Here is a 19,751-nt window from a genome sequence, read left to right on the forward strand (position 1 = left end):
TTACCAAACGGCTGCTTGCGCGGCACTAATTCTAAATTTAGGTTGTTTACTAGGTGCACTTAACGGAGAAACGTTAGCGCTCTGACTAGCAGATAGACCAACCTCGAGATCCGCTAAAATGTCTTCTATATCTTCAATACCAACTGAAAGCCTAACAAGGGTTTGACTAATGCCTGCGGCCTTTTGTGCTTCTATATCCATTCCCGCATGTGTCATTGTTGAAGGGTGACTAATTAAGCTTTCAACTCCGCCTAGTGACTGGGCTAAGGTGAATAGAGATAAATTATCAAACAATACTTTTACAGCTTCGACACCGCCCTTTAGTTCGAAACTTAACATAGCACCGAAGTCTATTTGCTGACGCTTAGCTAATTCATGTTGAGGGTGTTCCTCAAGTCCTGGGAAATGCACAATTTCAACGGCTGAATGCTTATTTAGATATGACGCTACGCTATTGGCGTTTTCTTGATGAGCCGCCATACGTAATGGCAATGTTTTTAGCCCTCGAAGCGCTAAGTAGCTATCAAAAGCAGGGCCGGTAATGCCAATACAATTTGCCCACCAAGCTAACTCTTCACCAAGTTCATTAGTTTTTGTGACTAAGACACCGCCAACTACGTCGCTATGGCCATTGATATATTTAGTGGTTGAATGGAAAACAATATCAGCCCCAAGAGAAAGAGGTTGCTGTAATATTGGCGATAAGAAGGTGTTATCTACTGCGACAATCGCGCCAACCGCTTTACTCGCGCTAGCAATTTTTTCGATATCGACAAGGCGCAAAAGTGGGTTACTTGGCGTTTCAATTAGCACTAGCTTAGGTTTTTGAACAAGTGCCTCCGCTAACGCTTGCTCATCTGATTGATCAACAACCAAAACATCGAATTGTCCACGTTTAGCTAAATGCACGAATAGTCGGTAGCTACCACCATAACAATCGTGTGGAATAAGTACTTTATCGCCAACAGATAATAATTGGCAGATTAAATGAACTGCTGCCATTCCGGTACTCGTGACAATACCAGTCGAACCACCTTCAAGATCAGCTATCGCTTGGCCGAATGTCGCGCGTGTAGGATTACCCGTTCTTGAATAATCAAAGTCTCGTTTTTCATTGAAACCTTTTAATGAATAAGTACTAGATAGGTGAATAGGAGCGACTACCGCACCATGATGCTTGTCACTATTTATACCTGCTCTTACCGCAGTTGTAGCTACTTTTTTCTCACTCATCGCGTTCACCTGAGATAATGGATGTTTAGACGTCTATAAATCTAAACGTTTTGATTTCCCAGGTCAAGAACTTTTGGACATCTAAACTTCTACACATATAGGTTGACTGAATTACGTCAACTAGTACAATTTGTTACTAGAAAATAGGCGAGAAAAATAACAAGCAAAAACAAGTGAATTCGTCTAATGAATAAAAATGCAAGAGGTAACTAAATGGCTGATTGGAATGGTGAGTACATCAACCCTTATGCTGAACACGGAAAAAAAAGCGAACAAGTAAAAAAAATTACAGTTTCTATTCCACTAAGAGTGCTGAAAGTACTAACTGATGAACGTACTCGCAGACAGGTAAATAATTTGCGCCATGCGACGAATAGCGAGTTATTATGCGAAGCATTTTTGCACGCCTTTACAGGTCAACCGCTTCCTGATGACGAAGACTTAGCAAAGGATAATGAACATAAATTGCCTGCAAGTGTCAGAAGAGCGCTAGAAGAGCAAGGTATTACCGACTTCTCTCAATACGAAAGCGATGATGAAGAAGACGAATAAAAAAGGCGCATAAAGCGCCTTTTTTATTAAACCATAATGAATGTTTTTTAATTCATGTAATTTTCTGGCAATTCAAGGGCAGCGACACCTGAATCAACTGCCGCTTGTGCTACTGCTTTTGCAACACGACCACATAGGCGAGTATCCATTGGTTTTGGAATAATATAATCACGGCCAAACTCCAAGCTTTCATCGCCACTTGCCTTTAATACTTCTGCTGGCACAGGCTCTTTAGCTAACTCTCTAATGGCATGAACGGCTGCTACTTTCATCTCATCATTGATAGCGCGAGATCTAACATCTAAAGCGCCACGGAAAATAAATGGGAAACAAAGTACGTTATTTACCTGGTTTGGGTAATCTGAACGACCAGTAGCCATGATAACGTCATCACGAGTGGCTAGTGCAAGTTCAGGTTTAATTTCAGGATCAGGGTTAGAACAAGCAAACACCACAGGGTTAGGTGCCATCATTGCCAATTGCTCAGCTGATAATAGATCTGGACCAGAAACACCAACAAATACATCTGCTCCATCAATAACGTCATCTAAAGTACGCTTATCAGTATTGTTTGCGAACAGCTTCTTGTATTCGTTTAAATCGTCACGACGCGTATGAATAACACCCTTGCGATCAAGCATATAAATTTTTTCACGCTGTGCACCACACTTGATTAGTAATTCCATACAAGCTATTGCTGCTGCACCTGCCCCCATACAAACAATATTTGCGTGCTTTAATTGTTTACCCTGAATATCTAGCGCATTTAGCATACCCGCTGCCGTAACAATAGCGGTACCGTGCTGGTCGTCATGAAAAACAGGGACTTTACAACGTTCAATGAGCGCTCGTTCGATTTCAAAGCATTCAGGCGCTTTAATATCTTCTAAGTTAATACCACCAAAAGAGTCAGCAATATTCGCCACAGTACTAACGAAATCTTCTACTGTTTTATGTTTAACTTCAATATCAAATGAATCAATGCCTGCAAAGCGTTTGAATAATAGCGCCTTACCTTCCATAACTGGCTTAGAAGCCATCGGCCCTAAATTCCCTAAACCTAATATTGCTGTACCATTTGTAATTACTGCGACGGTATTTCCTTTTGCCGTATATTTGTAGACATCATCGGGGTTTTCAGCAATCTCACGCACTGGCTCAGCAACACCTGGACTATATGCTAACGCTAAATCTTTGCTGGTCTCAGCAGGTGTAGTTAACTCGATGCTGATTTTACCTGGCGTAGGTAATGCGTGGTAATCGAGAGCTTGCTGTTTTAAATCTGTCATTGTTGTTCCTACAGGTGAACCTGCCTTGTAGCTTTATGTAAGTGATACTATTTGTAAATCACGCGTTTGTTATATTTATTATTGTTATTGTTTATATGGTATTGCATCTAATATAACAATGACAAGGCTATTTTCTTATAACGAATCGCTACAAGCTATATAATTCAAGAGGTTAGACCATTTGCTCTTTTACCTTTTATTCTTATTTATTGCGTAAATATGCAGAGAAAATTGTTAGAAATATTAATTTTTAGACATAAAAAAACCAGCTAAGTAGCTGGTTTTTATTCAATCAACGAAAACTATTCGTCAAATGGGTTAACTAATATCATTGTTTCGTTACGGTCTGGACCTGTTGAAACGATATCAATTGGCACACCTGTTACCTCTTCTAATCGCTTAATGTATGCGATTGCGTTCGCAGGTAACGCATCGATAGAAGTTACACCAACAGTTGACTCATCCCAGCCAGACATAGTCTCATATACTGGAGTCACATTTTCATAGCCTTCAGCGGCTGTAGGCGGCACAGTTATAACGTCACCTGATTCGGTTTTATAACCTGTACAAATTTTTAACTCTTTCAAACCATCTAGCACGTCTAACTTAGTTAAACAGAAACCTGAAATAGAGTTTATTTGAACTGCTCGATGCATAGCAACAGCATCAAACCAGCCACAACGACGTTCGCGGCCAGTTGTTGCGCCAAACTCATGACCAACTGTACCTAAGTGATTACCAATTTCATCATCAAGTTCTGTCGGGAATGGGCCTGAACCTACACGGGTAGTGTAAGCTTTAGTAATACCTAAAACGTAATCTAAATAGCGAGGACCAAAACCACAACCAGTAGCTACTCCACCAACCGTAGTATTTGAAGATGTTACATAAGGGTATGTACCGTGATCGATGTCAAGCAAAGTACCTTGTGCGCCTTCAAACATGATTGATTCGCCATTTTTTCGTGCTTGGTCAAGCATTTCAGCGATATCAGCTACCATGTTTTTAATTATATCTGCTACAGCCATAGCATCAGCTAATACTTCTTCATAGCTAACTGGTTCAGCTTTGTAATAGTTTACTAATGCAAAATTATGGTACTCCATAATTTCTTTTAGTTTTGCAGCGAATGTTTCTTTACAGAACAAATCGCCAACACGTAAACCACGACGAGCAACTTTATCTTCGTACGCTGGACCGATACCACGACCAGTTGTACCAATAGCTTTGCTACCACGTGCTTTTTCACGTGCTGCGTCCAATGCATTGTGATAAGGAAGAATTAAAGGACAGGCGTCACTAATTAATAAACGCTCACGTACTGGTACGCCGCGTTCTTCTAACATAGTGATTTCTTTCATTAATGCTTTAGGACATAGCACTACACCATTACCAATTAAACATTTTACGTTGTCACGTAAAACACCTGATGGAATAAGATGAAGAACAGTTTTTTCGCCGTTAATAACTAATGTGTGTCCGGCGTTATGGCCACCTTGATAACGTACTACGTACTTTGCTTTGTCTGTGAGTAAGTCGACAACTTTACCCTTACCCTCGTCACCCCATTGGGTGCCCAGAACTACAACGTTTTTGCCCATGATTACATGTTGGTAAGAAAATTAGGCGGCGATTCTATCAAAATTCAAAAACGAGTCCAAGTATTAATTGGTGAATTTTACAGCAGTTACGCTAAGCAGTTAATGCGTATTGGAAATATTTTGAGATTAAATAGCAACAAACAAAATTACTGCGCCTATTGCCATAATGAAAAGGCCAATGTTACGAATATTTGTGGTCGACTCTTGCGCAAGCTTTGCAACATATGCCTGCCATTTATTAGGAAAGAACGCGGGAAAGAAACCTTCGATAAGAAAAGCAATTGCTATCGCGATAATTAAAGTATCTAAATTCATAAAGCTAGCATAAAAGGTGAAAAAAAAGGCCATTTTCAAATGGCCTTTTTCGTTAATTACTTCGACTTAGTGCCATCTTTCAAATAATTGAAGAAGTCACTGTCTGGTTTAACAATCATGATATCGCTTTTGTCATTAAAACTTTTTTCGTAAGCTTCAAGACTACGATAAAACTTATAAAATTCAGGATCTTTGTTGTACACATCTGCATATATTTTTGCTGCCAGTGCATCACCATCACCTCGAATTTCAAACGCCTCTTTTTGTGCATTAGCTAACATAACAGTTACTTTTGCATCAATAGTCGCACGAATAATTTCAGATTGCTCTTGACCTTGTGAGCGATGCTCTTTGGCAACAGCAGTACGTTCGGCACGCATACGATCATAAATTGAGTTACTTACCTCTGTTGGTAAGTTAATCGCTTTAACACGCACATCGATTACTTCAATACCAAGATCTTCACGACTACTGCGTGCACTTTCTAGTGCTTTAGCCATAATCGCATCTCTATCGCCCGAAACAATCTCTTTAATTGTACGAGCACCAAACTCCGTTCTAAGGCCGTTATTAATTTTTTGCTTTAATAGTGCACGAGCATTATCAATAGAACCTGTGGTACGTAGATAGTAGGTTGAGAAGTCTACAATGCGCCATTTCGCATAGGAGTCAACCATCAAATCTTTTTTCTCAGACGTAACAAAACGATCTGGCGCTTCATCTAGTGTTTGGATACGAGCATCTAATTTACGCACATTTTCAATTAATGGAATTTTAAAGTGTAAACCTGGCTCATAAATACGCATGTCGCCAGTAGCGCCGTCACGTTTAATTTTTGAGAACTGGAATACAATACCACGCTGGCCTTCAGGTATAACAAATACCGACGATACTACTAAGATAAAAAGTAGTGAAACTGTAGTGACAATAAAGTTTTTCATTGTTTAGTTTCTCCCACCGTTAAATCGATCGCTGCGACTTGAACTAGAGGTCGGCGAAGAATTTTTAGAAGTATTTGTTGAAATACTTGATGGTGACTGTGGCGCTATACGGCTGCCAGATGAATGTTGTTGCATAATTTTATCTAATGGTAAATACATAATGTTGTTGCCACCATCGACATCAACCATCACTTTACTTGTTCGGCTATAGACTTTTTCCATCGTCGCCATATATAAACGCTGGCGAGTCACTTCAGGCGCGGCCTGATATTCTGGTAAAATCTTGTCAAATCGAGCTACAGCACCTTCTGCATCTAATACAGTTTGCTCTTTATAAGCTAATGCTTCTTGCTCCATGCGCTTCACACGACCACGTGCGCGAGGCTCAATACCTCTAGCGTATGCTTCTGCTTCACGAAGGAAGCGTATTTCATCTTCTTGTGCTGCAATTGCATCATCAAATGCATCTTTAACTTCTTCAGGAGGACGTGCATCCTTAAAGTTAACATCTACAATGATTAAACCTAGATTATACGGCTCGATGATTTTTTCTAACTCAGACCATACTTGTTGACGAACAACTTCACGACCACTTGTTAACACATCATCCATTTTTTGATGACCCACTACGTAACGTAGCGCGCTATCAAGCGACTGGCTCAAGCTATCATCTGGATTAGTTACACTGAACACATAGTTACGTGCATTTTCTACACGGTATTGCACTTGCATCTCAACACGTACAACATTTTCATCTTGCGTTAACATAAATCCAGATGCAGGTAAGTCACGTGTAGTTTGTACATCTACCGGAATAATGTTTTCAATGAAAGTCCACTTCCAACTTAAACCTGGTTCTACGATACCGACATACTCACCAAAGCGAAGTTTAATACCACGCTCCGCTTCTTTTATGGTGTAAACACAAGTAAATAGGTACGCAAACAGAGCGATGAACAACGCTAGCGTAACTGCAACACCTGAAAAGCTACCGCCAGCATTACCACCACCGGTAGAGCCGCCTGACTTACCACCAAAGATACCGTTAAATTTATTACCTAAATCTTTAAATAAATCATCTAAATCTGGTGGTCCTTGGTTGTTGCCACCTTTATTTTTCCAGGGATCTTTATCGTTATTCCCCGGCTCATTCCACGCCATGACGGACTCCGCTACATTGCAATTTTATATTCAAAATGAAAGCCGATAATATACCAGCCGTTTAACTTTCAATAAAGCGTTCAACATCCGCTTTATCTTGTTTTATCAATCTATTCCACTCTCGCACAGGTAGTTTTATATCTACCAAGCAATTTCCTTGCTCGTCATAACCTTCATTGGCGATGCAATTCAATTGATAAAGTGCTCCAAGAAATTTACCCGCGGTAGGCGGTATTCTTAAGCTATGTTTAATTACTTGTCGCCCCATTCGCTCAGCTAGCGCTTCAAATAACAACTCTATACCTAAATTGGCTTGAGCTGATAACCATACGCGAATAGGTATGCCATTTTCATCTCTATCGATACGAGGCTGGCAATCGTGCAATTTATCGATTTTATTACAAATCAGTAATTGTGGAACATCACCAGCTTCAATTTCATCAAGTACAGTTTGTACTTCATCTATGTTCTCGCTGCGACGCTCATCAGCAATATCAACAACGTGAAGCAATAACTCTGCTTCTCTGGTTTCTGTCAACGTCGCTTTAAATGCTGCAACCAAATCATGTGGCAAGTGTCGAATAAAACCAACTGTATCGGCTAATATTACACGACCTACATCTTCAACTTCGATTTTTCTTAATGTTGGATCTAATGTGGCAAATAACTGATCTGCCGCATAAACATTTGCTTTAGTAATCAAGTTGAATAAGGTTGACTTACCCGCATTAGTATAACCAACTAGAGATAAGGTCGGAATCTCCGCTCGAACACGAGATCGACGGCCTTGCTGACGCTGTTTCTCAACCTTGTCTAAACGTTTACGAATATTATTCATCCGTTCACGTAATAGTCGTCTATCGGTTTCTAATTGTGTTTCGCCTGGCCCACGTAAACCAATACCACCCTTTTGCCTTTCTAAGTGAGTCCAACCTCTTATCAATCGCGTACTAATATGCCTTAATTGCGCAAGCTCTACTTGAAGTTTACCTTCATGAGTTCTCGCCCGTTGAGCAAAAATATCTAGAATTAGTGTTGTTCGATCGATCACTCGGCATTGACACAAGGCTTCAATATTTTTTTCTTGCGATGGTGATAGTGCATGATTAAAAAGCACTACATTGGCTTCAAACAAATTGACAGCATCGGCTACTTCTTCAGCTTTACCGCTGCCTACAAAATATTTTGGATGTGGCGAATTACGCTTACCAGTTACCACTGAAAGCGCGTTAACACCAGCAGACGAGACTAACATTTTAAATTCTTGTAAGTCTTCTCTGCTGCTTTCATCGGGAAAATCTACATGAACAAGTATTGCCTGTTCACCTGCCTGATAGCGATCAAACAAATGAACAACTCCAAACAATACAAATATTGATCATGAAAATTAGCTGTCCTGATTAAATTCTGGTTGCCCTTGTGGTGCAGTATTCACTGCTCGCGCCGGCACTACAGTTGAAATGGCGTGTTTATATACCATTTGGCTCACCGTGTTCTTAAGTAAAATCACAAATTGATCAAACGACTCTACCTGGCCTTGTAATTTAATGCCATTAACGAGATAAATTGCTACAGGAATGCGATCACGGCGAAGCGCATTTAAAAATGGGTCTTGTAAAGATTGCCCCTTTGCCATTCTTTGGCCCCTTTTGTTATTGTTAGATAAAATTAAGGTAAAAATTATTTAAATATCAGTTACTCAGTAACAAACTAATTATACATCAAAGATTAAAGTTTGCTTACTTCTGATAAAACTTGCTGTAAATTGGTTTCGTCTTCCATGTTCAACCAATGTAAATTCGGCCAGCTTCTTAACCACGTTAACTGTCTTTTGGCCAACTGTCTAGTGGCACAAACACCTTTAAACACCATTTCGTCAAAATCGTAGTCACCATTTAAATGTTGCCACATTTGTCGGTAACCAACGCAACGTATAGATGGCAGATCTTCATGCAAGTCTGTTCTTTGTTTTAATTCACGAACTTCTTGTTCAAAACCTTGTTCGATCATTTGCTCAAAACGCAGTTCAATGCGTTGATGCAAAGTTGCTCGTTCTTTAGGTGTTATAGCAAATTGTAAAACATCTCCAGAAACCGTATCACCTTTAATTGCGGTTAATTGTGTCAAAGTGTTTCCAGTTAACCTATAAACCTCTAACGCCCTAGTTAACCGTTGTGGATCATTAGGGTGAATTCTTTCTGCAGAAACAGGGTCTACCTTTTCTAGCAATTGATGCATATATTGCCAACCATGCTCATTAGCTTCCAGCTCAATGACCTTACGTATTTCTGGTGAAGCTTCTGGCAACGGCGATATCCCTTCAATCAGACTCTTAAAGTACATCATGGTTCCACCAACCAATAACGGAATTTTTCCTTGTTGGCGAATTTCTTCAATCGCTTTTAATGCGTCTCGACAAAAATCTGCTGCTGAATAACTTTTAATCGGATCGATTAAATCAATTAATCGATGCGGATATTTTGCTAGCTCTTCCTGCGTAGGCTTTGCAGTGCCAATATTCATCCCTTTATAAACTAACGCAGAATCTACGCTGATAATTTCACACGGCAGCGCATCATATAACGCCATCGCCAACGCTGTTTTACCAGACGCGGTAGGCCCCATGATACAAATTACTGGCGGCAGTTTATTGAGCGTAGTCATAATAAGCTATTGTAGTTGAGCTTTCTTTAATTGTGCTAATGCCGATGTAAGGTCTATTTCACTCGAATTCAAGTGGCACAAGTCATTTAGTTGCTCTAACAGCACATTTTGTGCTTGATGCCACAAATAATTTGCTGACTCCAAGCTATACTGTTGTTCACTCATCACTTTAGCTAAGCTGTGTTTAAATACACTTAATTGTGACTCTTCGCTCGTATTAGACTCAATCAATTCAAGTACTTGCACTAAGCAAGATGCTACGTCTTTTTCTCGTAAAAGCGCAGGAAATTGCCGTACTTGAACTTTATTACCAGTGCGAATTTGTATCGTCATACCCGCTTGTTCAATTAAATCGACATGTTGATTCAGCCAAGTAACTTTGGCTTCATCGAGGCCTACAACGATAGGTAACAGCAATGGTTGGCTTACTAGCCCTTGCTGCCACCGTTGTTCAATAAGTTGAGTATTGACGTGTTCAGCTATTGGTAATAAATCGACCAGCTTCAAAGCACCATCAAGAACAATAACAGCGAAGTGTGGCTCAACAACGTACAATATTTTACTCGTTGGTTTTTCGGCTAAACTACTTTGAGCATTTCCTTTCAATGCCTCTACACTAGGTTTAGGAGTAGACATTAACGATTGGTAAGACGCTGCGGCGGCCGCTAACCCACTTGATTGATTATCACGCTTTGGCGATGAAAAGGCATGAGATGAACTAGGTTCGGCAACTCGTTGTAAAGGTTTAATATATTCTTGGTTTTGATACTGAACTTCAGTAACTGTTCCATAAGAATCTTCAGCAATGCTCTGCTGCATTTGCGCCAGGTCACTCTGTAATGCTTGGTGACAAACTGAATAAATAAAGTCATGAACATAACGCCCTTGATGAAACCTTACTTCATGCTTGGCTGGGTGAACGTTAACATCGACCTCTTTATGATCTAACTCGAGATATAAGACAAACGCAGGATAACCATCGCTTGGAATAAGTTCCGCATAGGCCTGCCTAATCCCATGATTAATTAATTTATCTCGCATCATGCGACCATTGACATAGCTATAGCAAAGGTCATTTTGCGCGCGATAAAATTCAGGCTTCGCAATCCAGCCCCATAAATGAAGTCCTTCATGCTGGCAGTCTATAGTTAACGCATTTTCTATAAATTTTTGACCGCATACTTGCCCAACACGTTTAGCATTTTGATCCATGTTGGCGGCTGCACGATAACTTCGAATCATTTTGCCATTATGAGTCAGCACAAAACTGACATCAAAGCGCGCCAAAGCAATACGACGAATGACTTCATCGATATGCGAAAATTCAGTTTTTTCGGTGCGTAAAAATTTACGTCGGGCAGGTGTATTGAAAAACAAGTCGTTCACTTCAATGGTCGTGCCGTTTGGATGGGCAGCCGGTTGAATGGTCACTTCCATGTCTCGACCTTGAGCATATGCCTGCCAAGCACTTTCCTGGTTTTCCGGCTTTGAGGTCATCGTAAGCCGTGCTACTGAACTAATACTGGCTAAAGCTTCTCCGCGAAAACCTAAACTTGCAATAGCTTCTAGGTCAGTTAAATCTTTAATTTTACTAGTGGCATGGCGACTAAGTGCTAAGGTTAATTCCTCTTTTCTTATTCCGCACCCGTTATCTGAAATACGGATACGTTTAGCACCACCTTTTTCAATATCAACGACAATTTTACTTGCCCCTGCATCTAAGCTGTTTTCAACGAGCTCTTTAACCACAGAAGCAGGACGTTCGACCACTTCTCCAGCGGCAATTTGGTTAGCCAATCGCGCTGGCAAAATTTGGATAGACATGAATTATTCTGCTCTGGGAATTTTAAGCGTTTGGCCGATTTTGACGGTACTTGAACGTAAATTATTTGCTGTTTTCAATTCTCCAACAGAGACTTTATATCGCTTTGCCAGCACTGATAACGACTCTCCTCTACTAACTTTATGCTTTTTATAGCCTATTGTTGCATATAGCGTTCCTGCTGGAGGGCTAGCGATAAAATAGTTATGTACCGCGTTATATATAGCTTTTGCCAATTTTTGTTGATGTTTCCAGCTATTAAGGTTTCGTTCTTCAATGGGGTTTGAAATAAAGCCTGTTTCAATTAATACCGATGGAATATCGGATGATTTAAGTACGGCTAAACTCATGCCTTCTGGTTTTTTCTTATGAAGTTTGGTGACTCTTTTTAATTGATTAACAACATGCTCAGCAAAATCATAACTACTGGCCATGGTATGTTCTTTTTTCATATCTGCCAGTGTTAGTGCTAAATTCCTATCTTTTGTTTTCTTAATTGTTTCGCCTGCGCCGCCCAATAATTCAGACTCTTTTTGTCTATTGGCAATCCATTTAGCAAATTCTGAATTTGCTCGACGTGGATCTTGTACAAGCACTGATGCCCCTCTTGGTTTTGGAGAAGTAAAAGCGTCAGCATGTATCGAAATAAGTAAATCGGCTTTATATTGGCGAGCTAATCGCGTCTTCCGATTATGGTTAATATAGTAGTCGCCTGTGCGAATTAATTTTGCTTTCAATCCTTTCTGAGCATTTATCAACTTCGCTAATCTTTTTGAAATACTCAAAGTCACTTGCTTTTCATAAGTGCCTTTAGGCCCTATAGAGCCGGGGTCTTCACCACCGTGACCCGCAACAATAGCAACCACAATATCCCGTTTACCGTCAACTTTTGTGTTATCAGTCTTTTTACTAAGTGACTTTTTATCGTATAGATCAACAACTAATCGATCGCCATATTGCCCCGCTGGTGCTAATGGAAAAATTGACGTTTGATAGGATTGCGCAAGCTCTAATACAACACGTGTTGCACCTTTTTGCTTAGCTTTACTGGTTCGAATTTTAAGGATACGTTTGTCATTTTTTGCTAGGTTAGCAAGTTTGACGGCATTTTCGCTATTTTTAAAATCAATAACTAAACGGTTAGGGCCCGTTAAACTGAAATAGCTATAATCTGGCTTTTTAGCCAAATCAAAAACAATACGAGTGTTTTCTGGAGCAGGCCAGACCCTTACACCTTTTATTTGATTGCTGGCATAAACGGTAAAAGTGATTAACCAAGTTACCAGAAATATTACAACTAACTTAGTTCGAGCCATTAACATTTAAATTTCTTTACCTTGATAAATTTCTTGGAGCTTTTGTAACGTATGCTTACCAAGCTCACTTTGAGTTGATATTGAAATAACACGTTGCTCACCTTTGTAGACCATATCTATAGTTAAATCTGCCGAGGCTAACATGCCTTGACCTTTTTCAGGCCATTCAATAAAACTACAACTGTTATCGCTAAAGTAATCTCTTATGCCCATAAACTCAAGTTCCTCTGGGTCTGCGAGACGATAAAGATCGAAATGATAAACCTGCCAATCAGGTAATTCATAAGGTTCAACCAAGGTATATGTCGGGCTTTTCACTTTGCCTATGTGTCCCATGCCACAGACAAAACCTCGAGTTAGTGTTGTTTTCCCTGCGCCAAGGTCGCCATTAAGGAATACCACAATACCTTTTTGTATATGGTGTTTGATTACATCGGCAATCGCCGCGCCAATCGCTACTGTAGCCGCTTCGTCAGCAAGAAAATAAGATTTTTTCATTAGTTATTAATATTGATTTACAATTTTTCTAATTGGTTCAAATAAATCACTGGCTAACAATCCTCGCATACCGTGTTGTTTTGTCACTTGTTGTGCTGCCTGCCCATGAATACTTACAGCTAAACGTGTCGCATCCATTATTGAACCTGTTTGTAGAGTTAATGCTGCTATTATGCCTGATAACACGTCCCCCATGCCACCCGAAGCCATTCCAGCATTGCCGGTTGTATTAACTATTACTCGCGAACCATCGCAGATTAGGCTGCCAGCCCCTTTCAAGACGCAGATACCACCGTATTTATTTGTAATAGCCATAACTGCAGCAAAGCGATCAGCTTCAATTGTCGCAATATCAGTATCAAGCAAATTAGCCGCTTCACCTGGGTGTGGAGTTAGCACCCAGTCACTATTGAATAAATTAGCCTGTTTGACTATCGCTAACGCATCGGCATCAACTACCAATGTTTTATCAGAGTCTATCGCAAGTTTTACCAATTGTTGCGCCCAACTATCTCGCCCCAAGCCAGGACCTATCAATAGCACTTTTGCTTTTTCGATAAATGAAGAAGCAGCTAAACGTTCAGGATTAGACGGTGCCAACATTAATTCTGGGCGCCCTTGGCAAACAATAGCTTGATTATGCTCATGACAAGCTACCGCAACCAATGAAGCACCACTACGTAACGCCGCTTCTGAAGCCATACGAATTGCACCTGGCATGCCAAGGTTGCCTCCTAAAGCCAGTACTAATCCTATACTACCTTTATGAATTGTTGGGTTCCTTGGTACAACATTTGGCAAGCCACTTATACCTTGTGCAAAGAAACTTGCAGGAACTTCTTGGACAAAGGCCTCTTGAACGCCAAGTGTTGCTAGCCATATATCACCGACATAATTAGCGGACTTTCCCGTCAGTAGTCCTTGTTTAAATGCAATAAAAGTAATAGTACTATGGCTTTGAACTGCAACACTATCGACATGACCTGTGGTTGCGCATAGCCCAGACGGCACATCAATACTAAGCACTGAAGCGTAATGGCTATTTATCGCTTCTATTACATTCTGCCACGTTAATGACAAAGCACCTCGAAAACCAATACCAAATAAGGCGTCTACAATTAAGTCACCTTCAAATGCATTGATCTTCTGTACGGCATTTTCTAACGAAGGCTCAAAATTTACACTTAGCGACAAGCCAGAAAGTTGTTCAAAAGCGCGCTTTGCGTCACCTTTTAATTGTTCTTGCTCCGATAAAACAAGTAATGTCACCTTGTAACCGGCATTTACGCAATGACGAGCGGCAACATAACCATCGCCACCATTGTTGCCTTTGCCCGCAATAATAAGGACCGCAGAATCACAATCAACAATCTGCGTAAGTACGTCAAAACTTGCTTTTCCTGCTTCAAGCATTAACTCGAATAGGTCAAGACCCAAATGCTGAGCAGCTTTTGCTTCGTTATCCAATACCTGATTCGCACTGTAAATTGGCTGTGGTAGACTATCAGCTAACCGCATTACTTTCATAACTGCATCACCTTTAATGTCTTCTACCATCAACTATCAAGATCTAGCAGAAAAAATCAAGCTATGGGGGCAAGAACTTGGCTTTGCTCAAGTAGGTATTACCGATATCGATCTCAGCCAACATGAACAGTACCTACAAAATTGGTTAGACAATCAATATCACGGTACTATGGATTACATGGCGCGCCACGGCATGATGCGAGCTAGACCCAATGAACTAGAGCCTGACACTGTTCGCGTGATCAGTGTTCGATTAAATTATTTACCCACCGATGCTAAGTTCGCCCAAACACTTAAAAATAAAAATAAGGGCTATGTCAGTCGATATGCATTAGGGCGAGATTATCACAAGCTAATGCGCAAACGACTGCAACAGTTGGGACAGAAGATTACCGAGCATTGTCAAACGTTTAAATTTAGACCTTTTGTTGATTCAGCCCCCGTATTAGAAAGGCCACTAGCTGAAAAAGCAGGGCTCGGTTGGGTAGGTAAACATAGCTTATTGATCAATAAATCAGCAGGGTCTTGGTTTTTTCTAGGTGAGCTATTAATAAATTTGCCCCTACCAATTGATAGTCAGCCAAAGAATGATTGCGGCCAATGCGTGGCTTGTATGAAAATTTGCCCAACCAATGCTATTGTAGAGCCCTACGTAGTCGATGCTAACCGTTGCATTTCTTATCTAACAATTGAGCACAAAGGCAGCATTCCAGAACAATTTAGAGACGCTATTGGCAATCGAATATACGGTTGTGATGATTGCCAATTAATTTGTCCTTGGAATAAGTTCGGGCAGCTCACCGATGAGCAAGACTTTACTCCCAGAAATAATTTAGATGATAGTGACCTACTTGAATTACTAAGCTGGACTGAACAACAGTTTCTCGACAATACTCAGGGTTCTCCAATCAGACGCATAGGCTACCAAAGCTGGCAAAGGAACATTGTCGTCGCGCTAGGCAATGCGCCGTATAGCGAAGCGATTATTAATACTTTAAGTAGTCTACGAAGAACATGCGGCGATATAGTTGCCGAGCATATAGACTGGGCTTTAGAAAAACTAAATTCGGCAACCAAAAAGCCTATTAACTCTCTGGCTAACACTAGGTTAAACGAACGGCTTATTCGCTCGGTGGAAAAAGGCTTGCCTCGTGATGCTTAGCTTTTCTTTGTCTACAGAGTGTAATGATGTTTTGTTTGTCAGCATCAGGTAATGCCTGCCAACCGACAATTTCATCAATATGCCTAAAGCAGCCTAAACAAATATCATCATTGTCTAGGCAACAATTCCTAATACAAGGGCTTTCTATCCGCATTGCCCACCTTTATTTATATAGCCTCAGCGTAGGACTTTACGACTAAAATTTCCTGCTTTACCTGTTCGAGTAATCGCAACATGTTATCGTAAGAGTTATTGGTAAATGCCTGTTCTAGCTGAGAACCAAGCTGCTTTAACGTTGGCGCCGCCAATATACTCGCTGTTAACGTAATTTCGTTTATTGCCGTTTGAATTGACTCATGTTGCTTTTGAGCAATGAAATCTGCTAGCGCAATTGCTGAACGAGAAAGTGTATCTATGTAATCTTCCAGCATGAAAACAGCCAACTCTGGAGAACCTTGATTTTTTGCATACTGCTCCATGTCAAAAGCAGCTGGTAAAGTATCGTTTAATTGCTGTGAAAATGACACCTCTGGTGACGAGTGATTAGCATTCGATAATGACTCTTGCTCAGCTTTTGCACCAAATTGTACCGGTTCTTTCAGCCAAGGAGACAATAATTTCACTAGTTCATCTAGCTCATTAAACATCGGCACTTTACCAAAGTGCCAATGCTTACCGATTTCGGCTTGGCTTTCAGTTAATTCTAAAACTTCATCATCATAGAAATTAAATACACCTCGACTAACCGACTTTCCTGTCATTAGTTGCACAAAAGGTGATTGTTCAAATTCACTCATTAAAATTAAATAGCGACCTGTTTGCCAATGTTTAAGCATCGAATTACTGTCAGTTACCAATGTTACCTTAAACCCAAACCACAACAATACGCGCCATAGTGGTTGGTATTGTTCACTATCGGCTATCGCAAGTAAGACTTCCACTTGTGCAGGAGCAAAATGGAAGCTACTAAAATTACTTGCGGGTATTAAACAATTATTTGCTTTTTTATTGTCAATTATATCGACAACTTCACTAACAAATCGTTGACGACAAACGGGAGTGTCAGCAATAGAAAATAGCCCAGAAGCAGCTAAGTTATCTTGTGGTGATTGCATAACATAAAGTGCCGGTTGTTTTCGTTTAGGTAGGCTATTAATGTGCTGCTGAATGTCATCTAACTTATTCATCATGTCACTAGTGACAACAACAACATTTAGCTTTCTACGATTAACTGCAGCTAAACTGAAGTTGCTGGCAAAATGCTCGACGTTGCTTAGTGTGTCACACTCTGCTTTAGCTGATTTTAAATAATGCGCCAAAATCTTTCGCTGTGCATCGTTACTCGAAATGACTAATGCATGCTGTTGCAATAATCGAGTATCAGTCACCACTTTATTCTGTTTGGATGGTAAAGTTACAGGTAATTTAAAACTTAATTTAAAACCTTTTTCTATCTGATTTATAGTCAGCTGCTCTGCGTGCAACGCAGATAATAGTGCTGAAAAATATTGTTCACTTCGAGAGGCAAGCGGCGTCGGATTATCTGAAACTAACCGCTGGATGTGTTTTGGTAGTTTTTTTCCGCCCTGCTTAGACGTAATTTTTGCTGTTACGTTAAATGTTTGCTGGCCGGCATCTTGATCAACAACATCAAACCTTAATGCTAACTGATGTTTAAATTGCTCTTTCAAGGTCAGATGACAGACACTATTGATCAAACGCGTAAACAGTCGAGCATCCACTTTAACTGTTTGGGCAAGATTTTCATCAAGCGATAAGAGGATTTGATTTTGCCTTAAACTAGCTTCAGTTACTTGATTAAACAGCGCTGCATATATTGTTTGCAGGGTATCAACATCAGAAAATTGCTTCTTACGTTGCACTATACCTAATTGTGCAAGGATCTGCTGCTGACGCAGCCAGTCAAATACTCGTTCAAGTTGACGATAAACAGGCTGGGAATTGGTACCAGTAACGATCGCAGTATTTTGGCTTTGTAACATGGCCTGAACTACCATTTTACTTAAGCTTTCATGGTCATGCTCAATACTCATTAATGTCTGCTGGTTTTGCTCAACAAGCTGATTTTCTGCCTTTTTTAGTTCGTTATGTAACTCAGACTCTTCTTGTATGTCTGTTAAACTGCCAAACCAGCTGTTAGTCGTTGTTTGATAACCTATATTTAAGCGTAATTGTTTTTCATTAAGCGTTAGCACAAAGGATTGTACGGATTTTTCACACTTTGCTTTTCGAGCACAACCAAGTAACTCTCGAAATTGTTTCGGCCCTAGTGTGATGCGCCACTGATAAATTAGACTTGCACTGTCTTTACCCAGCTCAATTCCCAAATATTTCGCTAATGACGATTCTGCAGAGCATTTTATACGGCGATTATCTATCCACCAAAAATATGTCTTTGACGCTTCAGCTAATTGCTGCCATTGATTAGCATTTACTGAAATTTGGTTTTCAACTTGCTCTTTAGAATAGGCATTACTAAAGCTACGAGTAATATTCTGCGCCAGTAACTGCTCTTCTGTATTGGATTGCTCAATATTTTGTGATGTTGCTTTTAATTGCTGACTCGTAAAATTAACTAACGCCGACAATTTGGTGGTGAAATTTTTAAAGATTAACCAAGTTAAAACACTTGCAAGAACGATGAACATTACCGCGAATATAGTAAGCGCCTGAATTAATTTCTCTTGTTCAACATACCAACCAGCTATCGATACTGTCGCTAACGCTTCTCCATTTAAAATATTGGATTGAATCTCTCCTGTTAGCTGCTGCCTTTGTAATTCAAGTTGCTCTAATACGGGTTCAAGTATATTCCGGTACTCTTGATATAGTCTATTTGTACCTTGCCATTTACCTATTAACGCGTCGCCAGTTAAAAAAATATCGACAACTTCGTCAGCAGGTTCCGCTATTAACGAGTAATCTTCTCTTATATATTTGATATTGTCATTAAGCACAGTGACTAGGTTTTTCACACGATCTATGTTCGACGGAAAAACAGTTTTAGTTGCTTGAATAAGCTGAAAGTCTAACGCTAATAGCGATTGTTCAATTTTAACTTTCGCCACATTATTCGTGTCACTTGAATTTTGAATAGCTTGTAAGGTATTGAGCAAATTCGATTGCGCTTTAGCCAAAATCTGCTGATTTCGGACAATATTGTCATTGAGGCGCTTAATATCTATTACACTAACCTTATCCAGACCGTCAAAATTACCGTTAACTGTTGTACTGGTGAGCAAATTAATCAATTGCTGATGATTTTGTTCAATTTGCTCAAGTTGTTGATAAGAAAGTAGTGAGCGAACTGCCTCAATTAATTTATTAAGATCGGTTAATTGTGCTAGTTGCGATGTAGCGATAGGTAATTGCTGATGTTTTAATTTATCAGTTGCGTCTTTTTCGAGGGAATATCCCCAAATTATTGTTAGCAATGCAAAGAATACAGCAATAGTAAATGCAACTAGTTGCGGCCAAACCTGCTTTGCAATAGAAGTTAGCGAAGATCTCGAGTCATTCATGTTATACAACCAATAATCCCTTACTGGCCTTCCTTAGTTAGTTTAATACTATCCTTGCCTTTACCTGAATCATTTACGAAAAAGATTGCTGGTAAATTCAACAGGGACAGTTTAAAACATTATCACTA

General features: G+C 40.0%; 17 protein-coding genes. 2 read left to right on the forward strand and 15 right to left on the reverse strand.

Translation table 11 applies throughout. From position 1 onward, the window contains the following. Positions 1-1,233 carry a cystathionine gamma-synthase gene (gene metB, locus HII17_RS02865; RefSeq protein WP_169073797.1) on the reverse strand — a complete coding sequence of 411 codons (1,233 nt, stop codon included), beginning with the start codon at positions 1,231-1,233 and terminating at the stop codon, positions 1-3. A gap of 213 nt (positions 1,234-1,446) precedes the next feature. Here metB and metJ point away from each other — a divergent pair, with 213 nt between their 5' ends. Further along, positions 1,447-1,785, forward strand: a complete 339-nt coding sequence (gene metJ / locus HII17_RS02870; protein ID WP_169073798.1) for a met regulon transcriptional regulator MetJ — start codon at positions 1,447-1,449, stop codon at positions 1,783-1,785. Between the two features lie 47 nt (positions 1,786-1,832). Here the strand turns inward: metJ and HII17_RS02875 are convergent, their stop codons facing one another. The 12 genes from HII17_RS02875 to HII17_RS02930 all read right to left on the reverse strand — a co-directional run bounded on the left by HII17_RS02875 (position 1,833) and on the right by HII17_RS02930 (position 14,949). Further along, positions 1,833-3,074, reverse strand: coding sequence for a malic enzyme-like NAD(P)-binding protein (locus tag HII17_RS02875; protein ID WP_169073799.1), 1,242 nt, complete (start codon positions 3,072-3,074; stop codon positions 1,833-1,835). Between the two features lie 302 nt (positions 3,075-3,376). Beyond that, positions 3,377-4,675, reverse strand: a complete 1,299-nt coding sequence (locus tag HII17_RS02880) for an adenylosuccinate synthase (protein ID WP_169073800.1) — start codon at positions 4,673-4,675, stop codon at positions 3,377-3,379. Positions 4,676-4,801: 126 nt separating this feature from the next. Beyond that, a complete protein-coding gene (locus tag HII17_RS02885) occupies positions 4,802-4,990 on the reverse strand; it encodes a DUF2065 domain-containing protein (protein WP_169073801.1) in 189 nt (62 codons plus the stop codon). Positions 4,991-5,046: 56 nt separating this feature from the next. Then, positions 5,047-5,931 carry a protease modulator HflC gene (gene hflC, locus HII17_RS02890; protein ID WP_169073802.1) on the reverse strand — a complete coding sequence of 295 codons (885 nt, stop codon included), beginning with the start codon at positions 5,929-5,931 and terminating at the stop codon, positions 5,047-5,049. Positions 5,932-5,934: 3 nt separating this feature from the next. Then, complete coding sequence (gene hflK, locus HII17_RS02895) at positions 5,935-7,092, reverse strand: FtsH protease activity modulator HflK (RefSeq protein WP_169073803.1); 1,158 nt, start codon at positions 7,090-7,092, stop codon at positions 5,935-5,937. A 61-nt stretch (positions 7,093-7,153) separates the two neighbouring features. After that, positions 7,154-8,440: a ribosome rescue GTPase HflX gene (hflX, locus tag HII17_RS02900; protein WP_169073804.1), complete on the reverse strand. Its 1,287-nt coding sequence runs from the start codon at positions 8,438-8,440 to the stop codon at positions 7,154-7,156. Between the two features lie 39 nt (positions 8,441-8,479). Then, positions 8,480-8,728, reverse strand: a complete 249-nt coding sequence (gene hfq, locus HII17_RS02905) for an RNA chaperone Hfq (RefSeq protein ID WP_116016405.1) — start codon at positions 8,726-8,728, stop codon at positions 8,480-8,482. Between the two features lie 92 nt (positions 8,729-8,820). Further along, positions 8,821-9,756 carry a tRNA (adenosine(37)-N6)-dimethylallyltransferase MiaA gene (miaA, locus tag HII17_RS02910; RefSeq protein WP_169073805.1) on the reverse strand — a complete coding sequence of 312 codons (936 nt, stop codon included), beginning with the start codon at positions 9,754-9,756 and terminating at the stop codon, positions 8,821-8,823. 6 nt (positions 9,757-9,762) lie between these two features. Beyond that, positions 9,763-11,580: a DNA mismatch repair endonuclease MutL gene (gene mutL, locus HII17_RS02915; protein ID WP_169073806.1), complete on the reverse strand. Its 1,818-nt coding sequence runs from the start codon at positions 11,578-11,580 to the stop codon at positions 9,763-9,765. A 3-nt stretch (positions 11,581-11,583) separates the two neighbouring features. Continuing rightward, a complete protein-coding gene (locus tag HII17_RS02920) occupies positions 11,584-12,900 on the reverse strand; it encodes an N-acetylmuramoyl-L-alanine amidase (protein WP_328824448.1) in 1,317 nt (438 codons plus the stop codon). Continuing rightward, positions 12,901-13,392: a tRNA (adenosine(37)-N6)-threonylcarbamoyltransferase complex ATPase subunit type 1 TsaE gene (tsaE, locus tag HII17_RS02925; RefSeq protein ID WP_169073807.1), complete on the reverse strand. Its 492-nt coding sequence runs from the start codon at positions 13,390-13,392 to the stop codon at positions 12,901-12,903. 6 nt (positions 13,393-13,398) lie between these two features. Continuing rightward, positions 13,399-14,949 carry an NAD(P)H-hydrate dehydratase gene (locus HII17_RS02930; protein WP_169073808.1) on the reverse strand — a complete coding sequence of 517 codons (1,551 nt, stop codon included), beginning with the start codon at positions 14,947-14,949 and terminating at the stop codon, positions 13,399-13,401. Between HII17_RS02930 and queG the strand changes: the two genes are divergently transcribed. Next, on the forward strand, positions 14,936-16,081 hold the full coding sequence (gene queG, locus HII17_RS02935) for a tRNA epoxyqueuosine(34) reductase QueG (RefSeq protein WP_169073809.1): 1,146 nt from the start codon (positions 14,936-14,938) through the stop codon (positions 16,079-16,081). The genes HII17_RS02930 and queG overlap by 14 nt on opposite strands. Here the strand turns inward: queG and HII17_RS02940 are convergent. Together HII17_RS02940 and HII17_RS02945 are read right to left on the reverse strand one after the other, a co-directional pair. After that, positions 16,041-16,235 (reverse strand): DUF1289 domain-containing protein, encoded by a 195-nt coding sequence (locus tag HII17_RS02940; RefSeq protein ID WP_169073810.1) that lies wholly within the window; start codon positions 16,233-16,235, stop codon positions 16,041-16,043. The two genes, queG and HII17_RS02940, sit on opposite strands and share 41 nt — an antisense overlap. A 13-nt stretch (positions 16,236-16,248) precedes the next feature. Further along, complete coding sequence (locus HII17_RS02945; RefSeq protein ID WP_169073811.1) at positions 16,249-19,623, reverse strand: hypothetical protein; 3,375 nt, start codon at positions 19,621-19,623, stop codon at positions 16,249-16,251. Between the last annotated feature and the right edge of the window lie 128 nt (positions 19,624-19,751).

Source organism: Thalassotalea algicola (genome assembly GCF_012932965.1).
GTDB lineage: Bacteria > Pseudomonadota > Gammaproteobacteria > Enterobacterales > Alteromonadaceae > Thalassotalea_F > Thalassotalea_F algicola.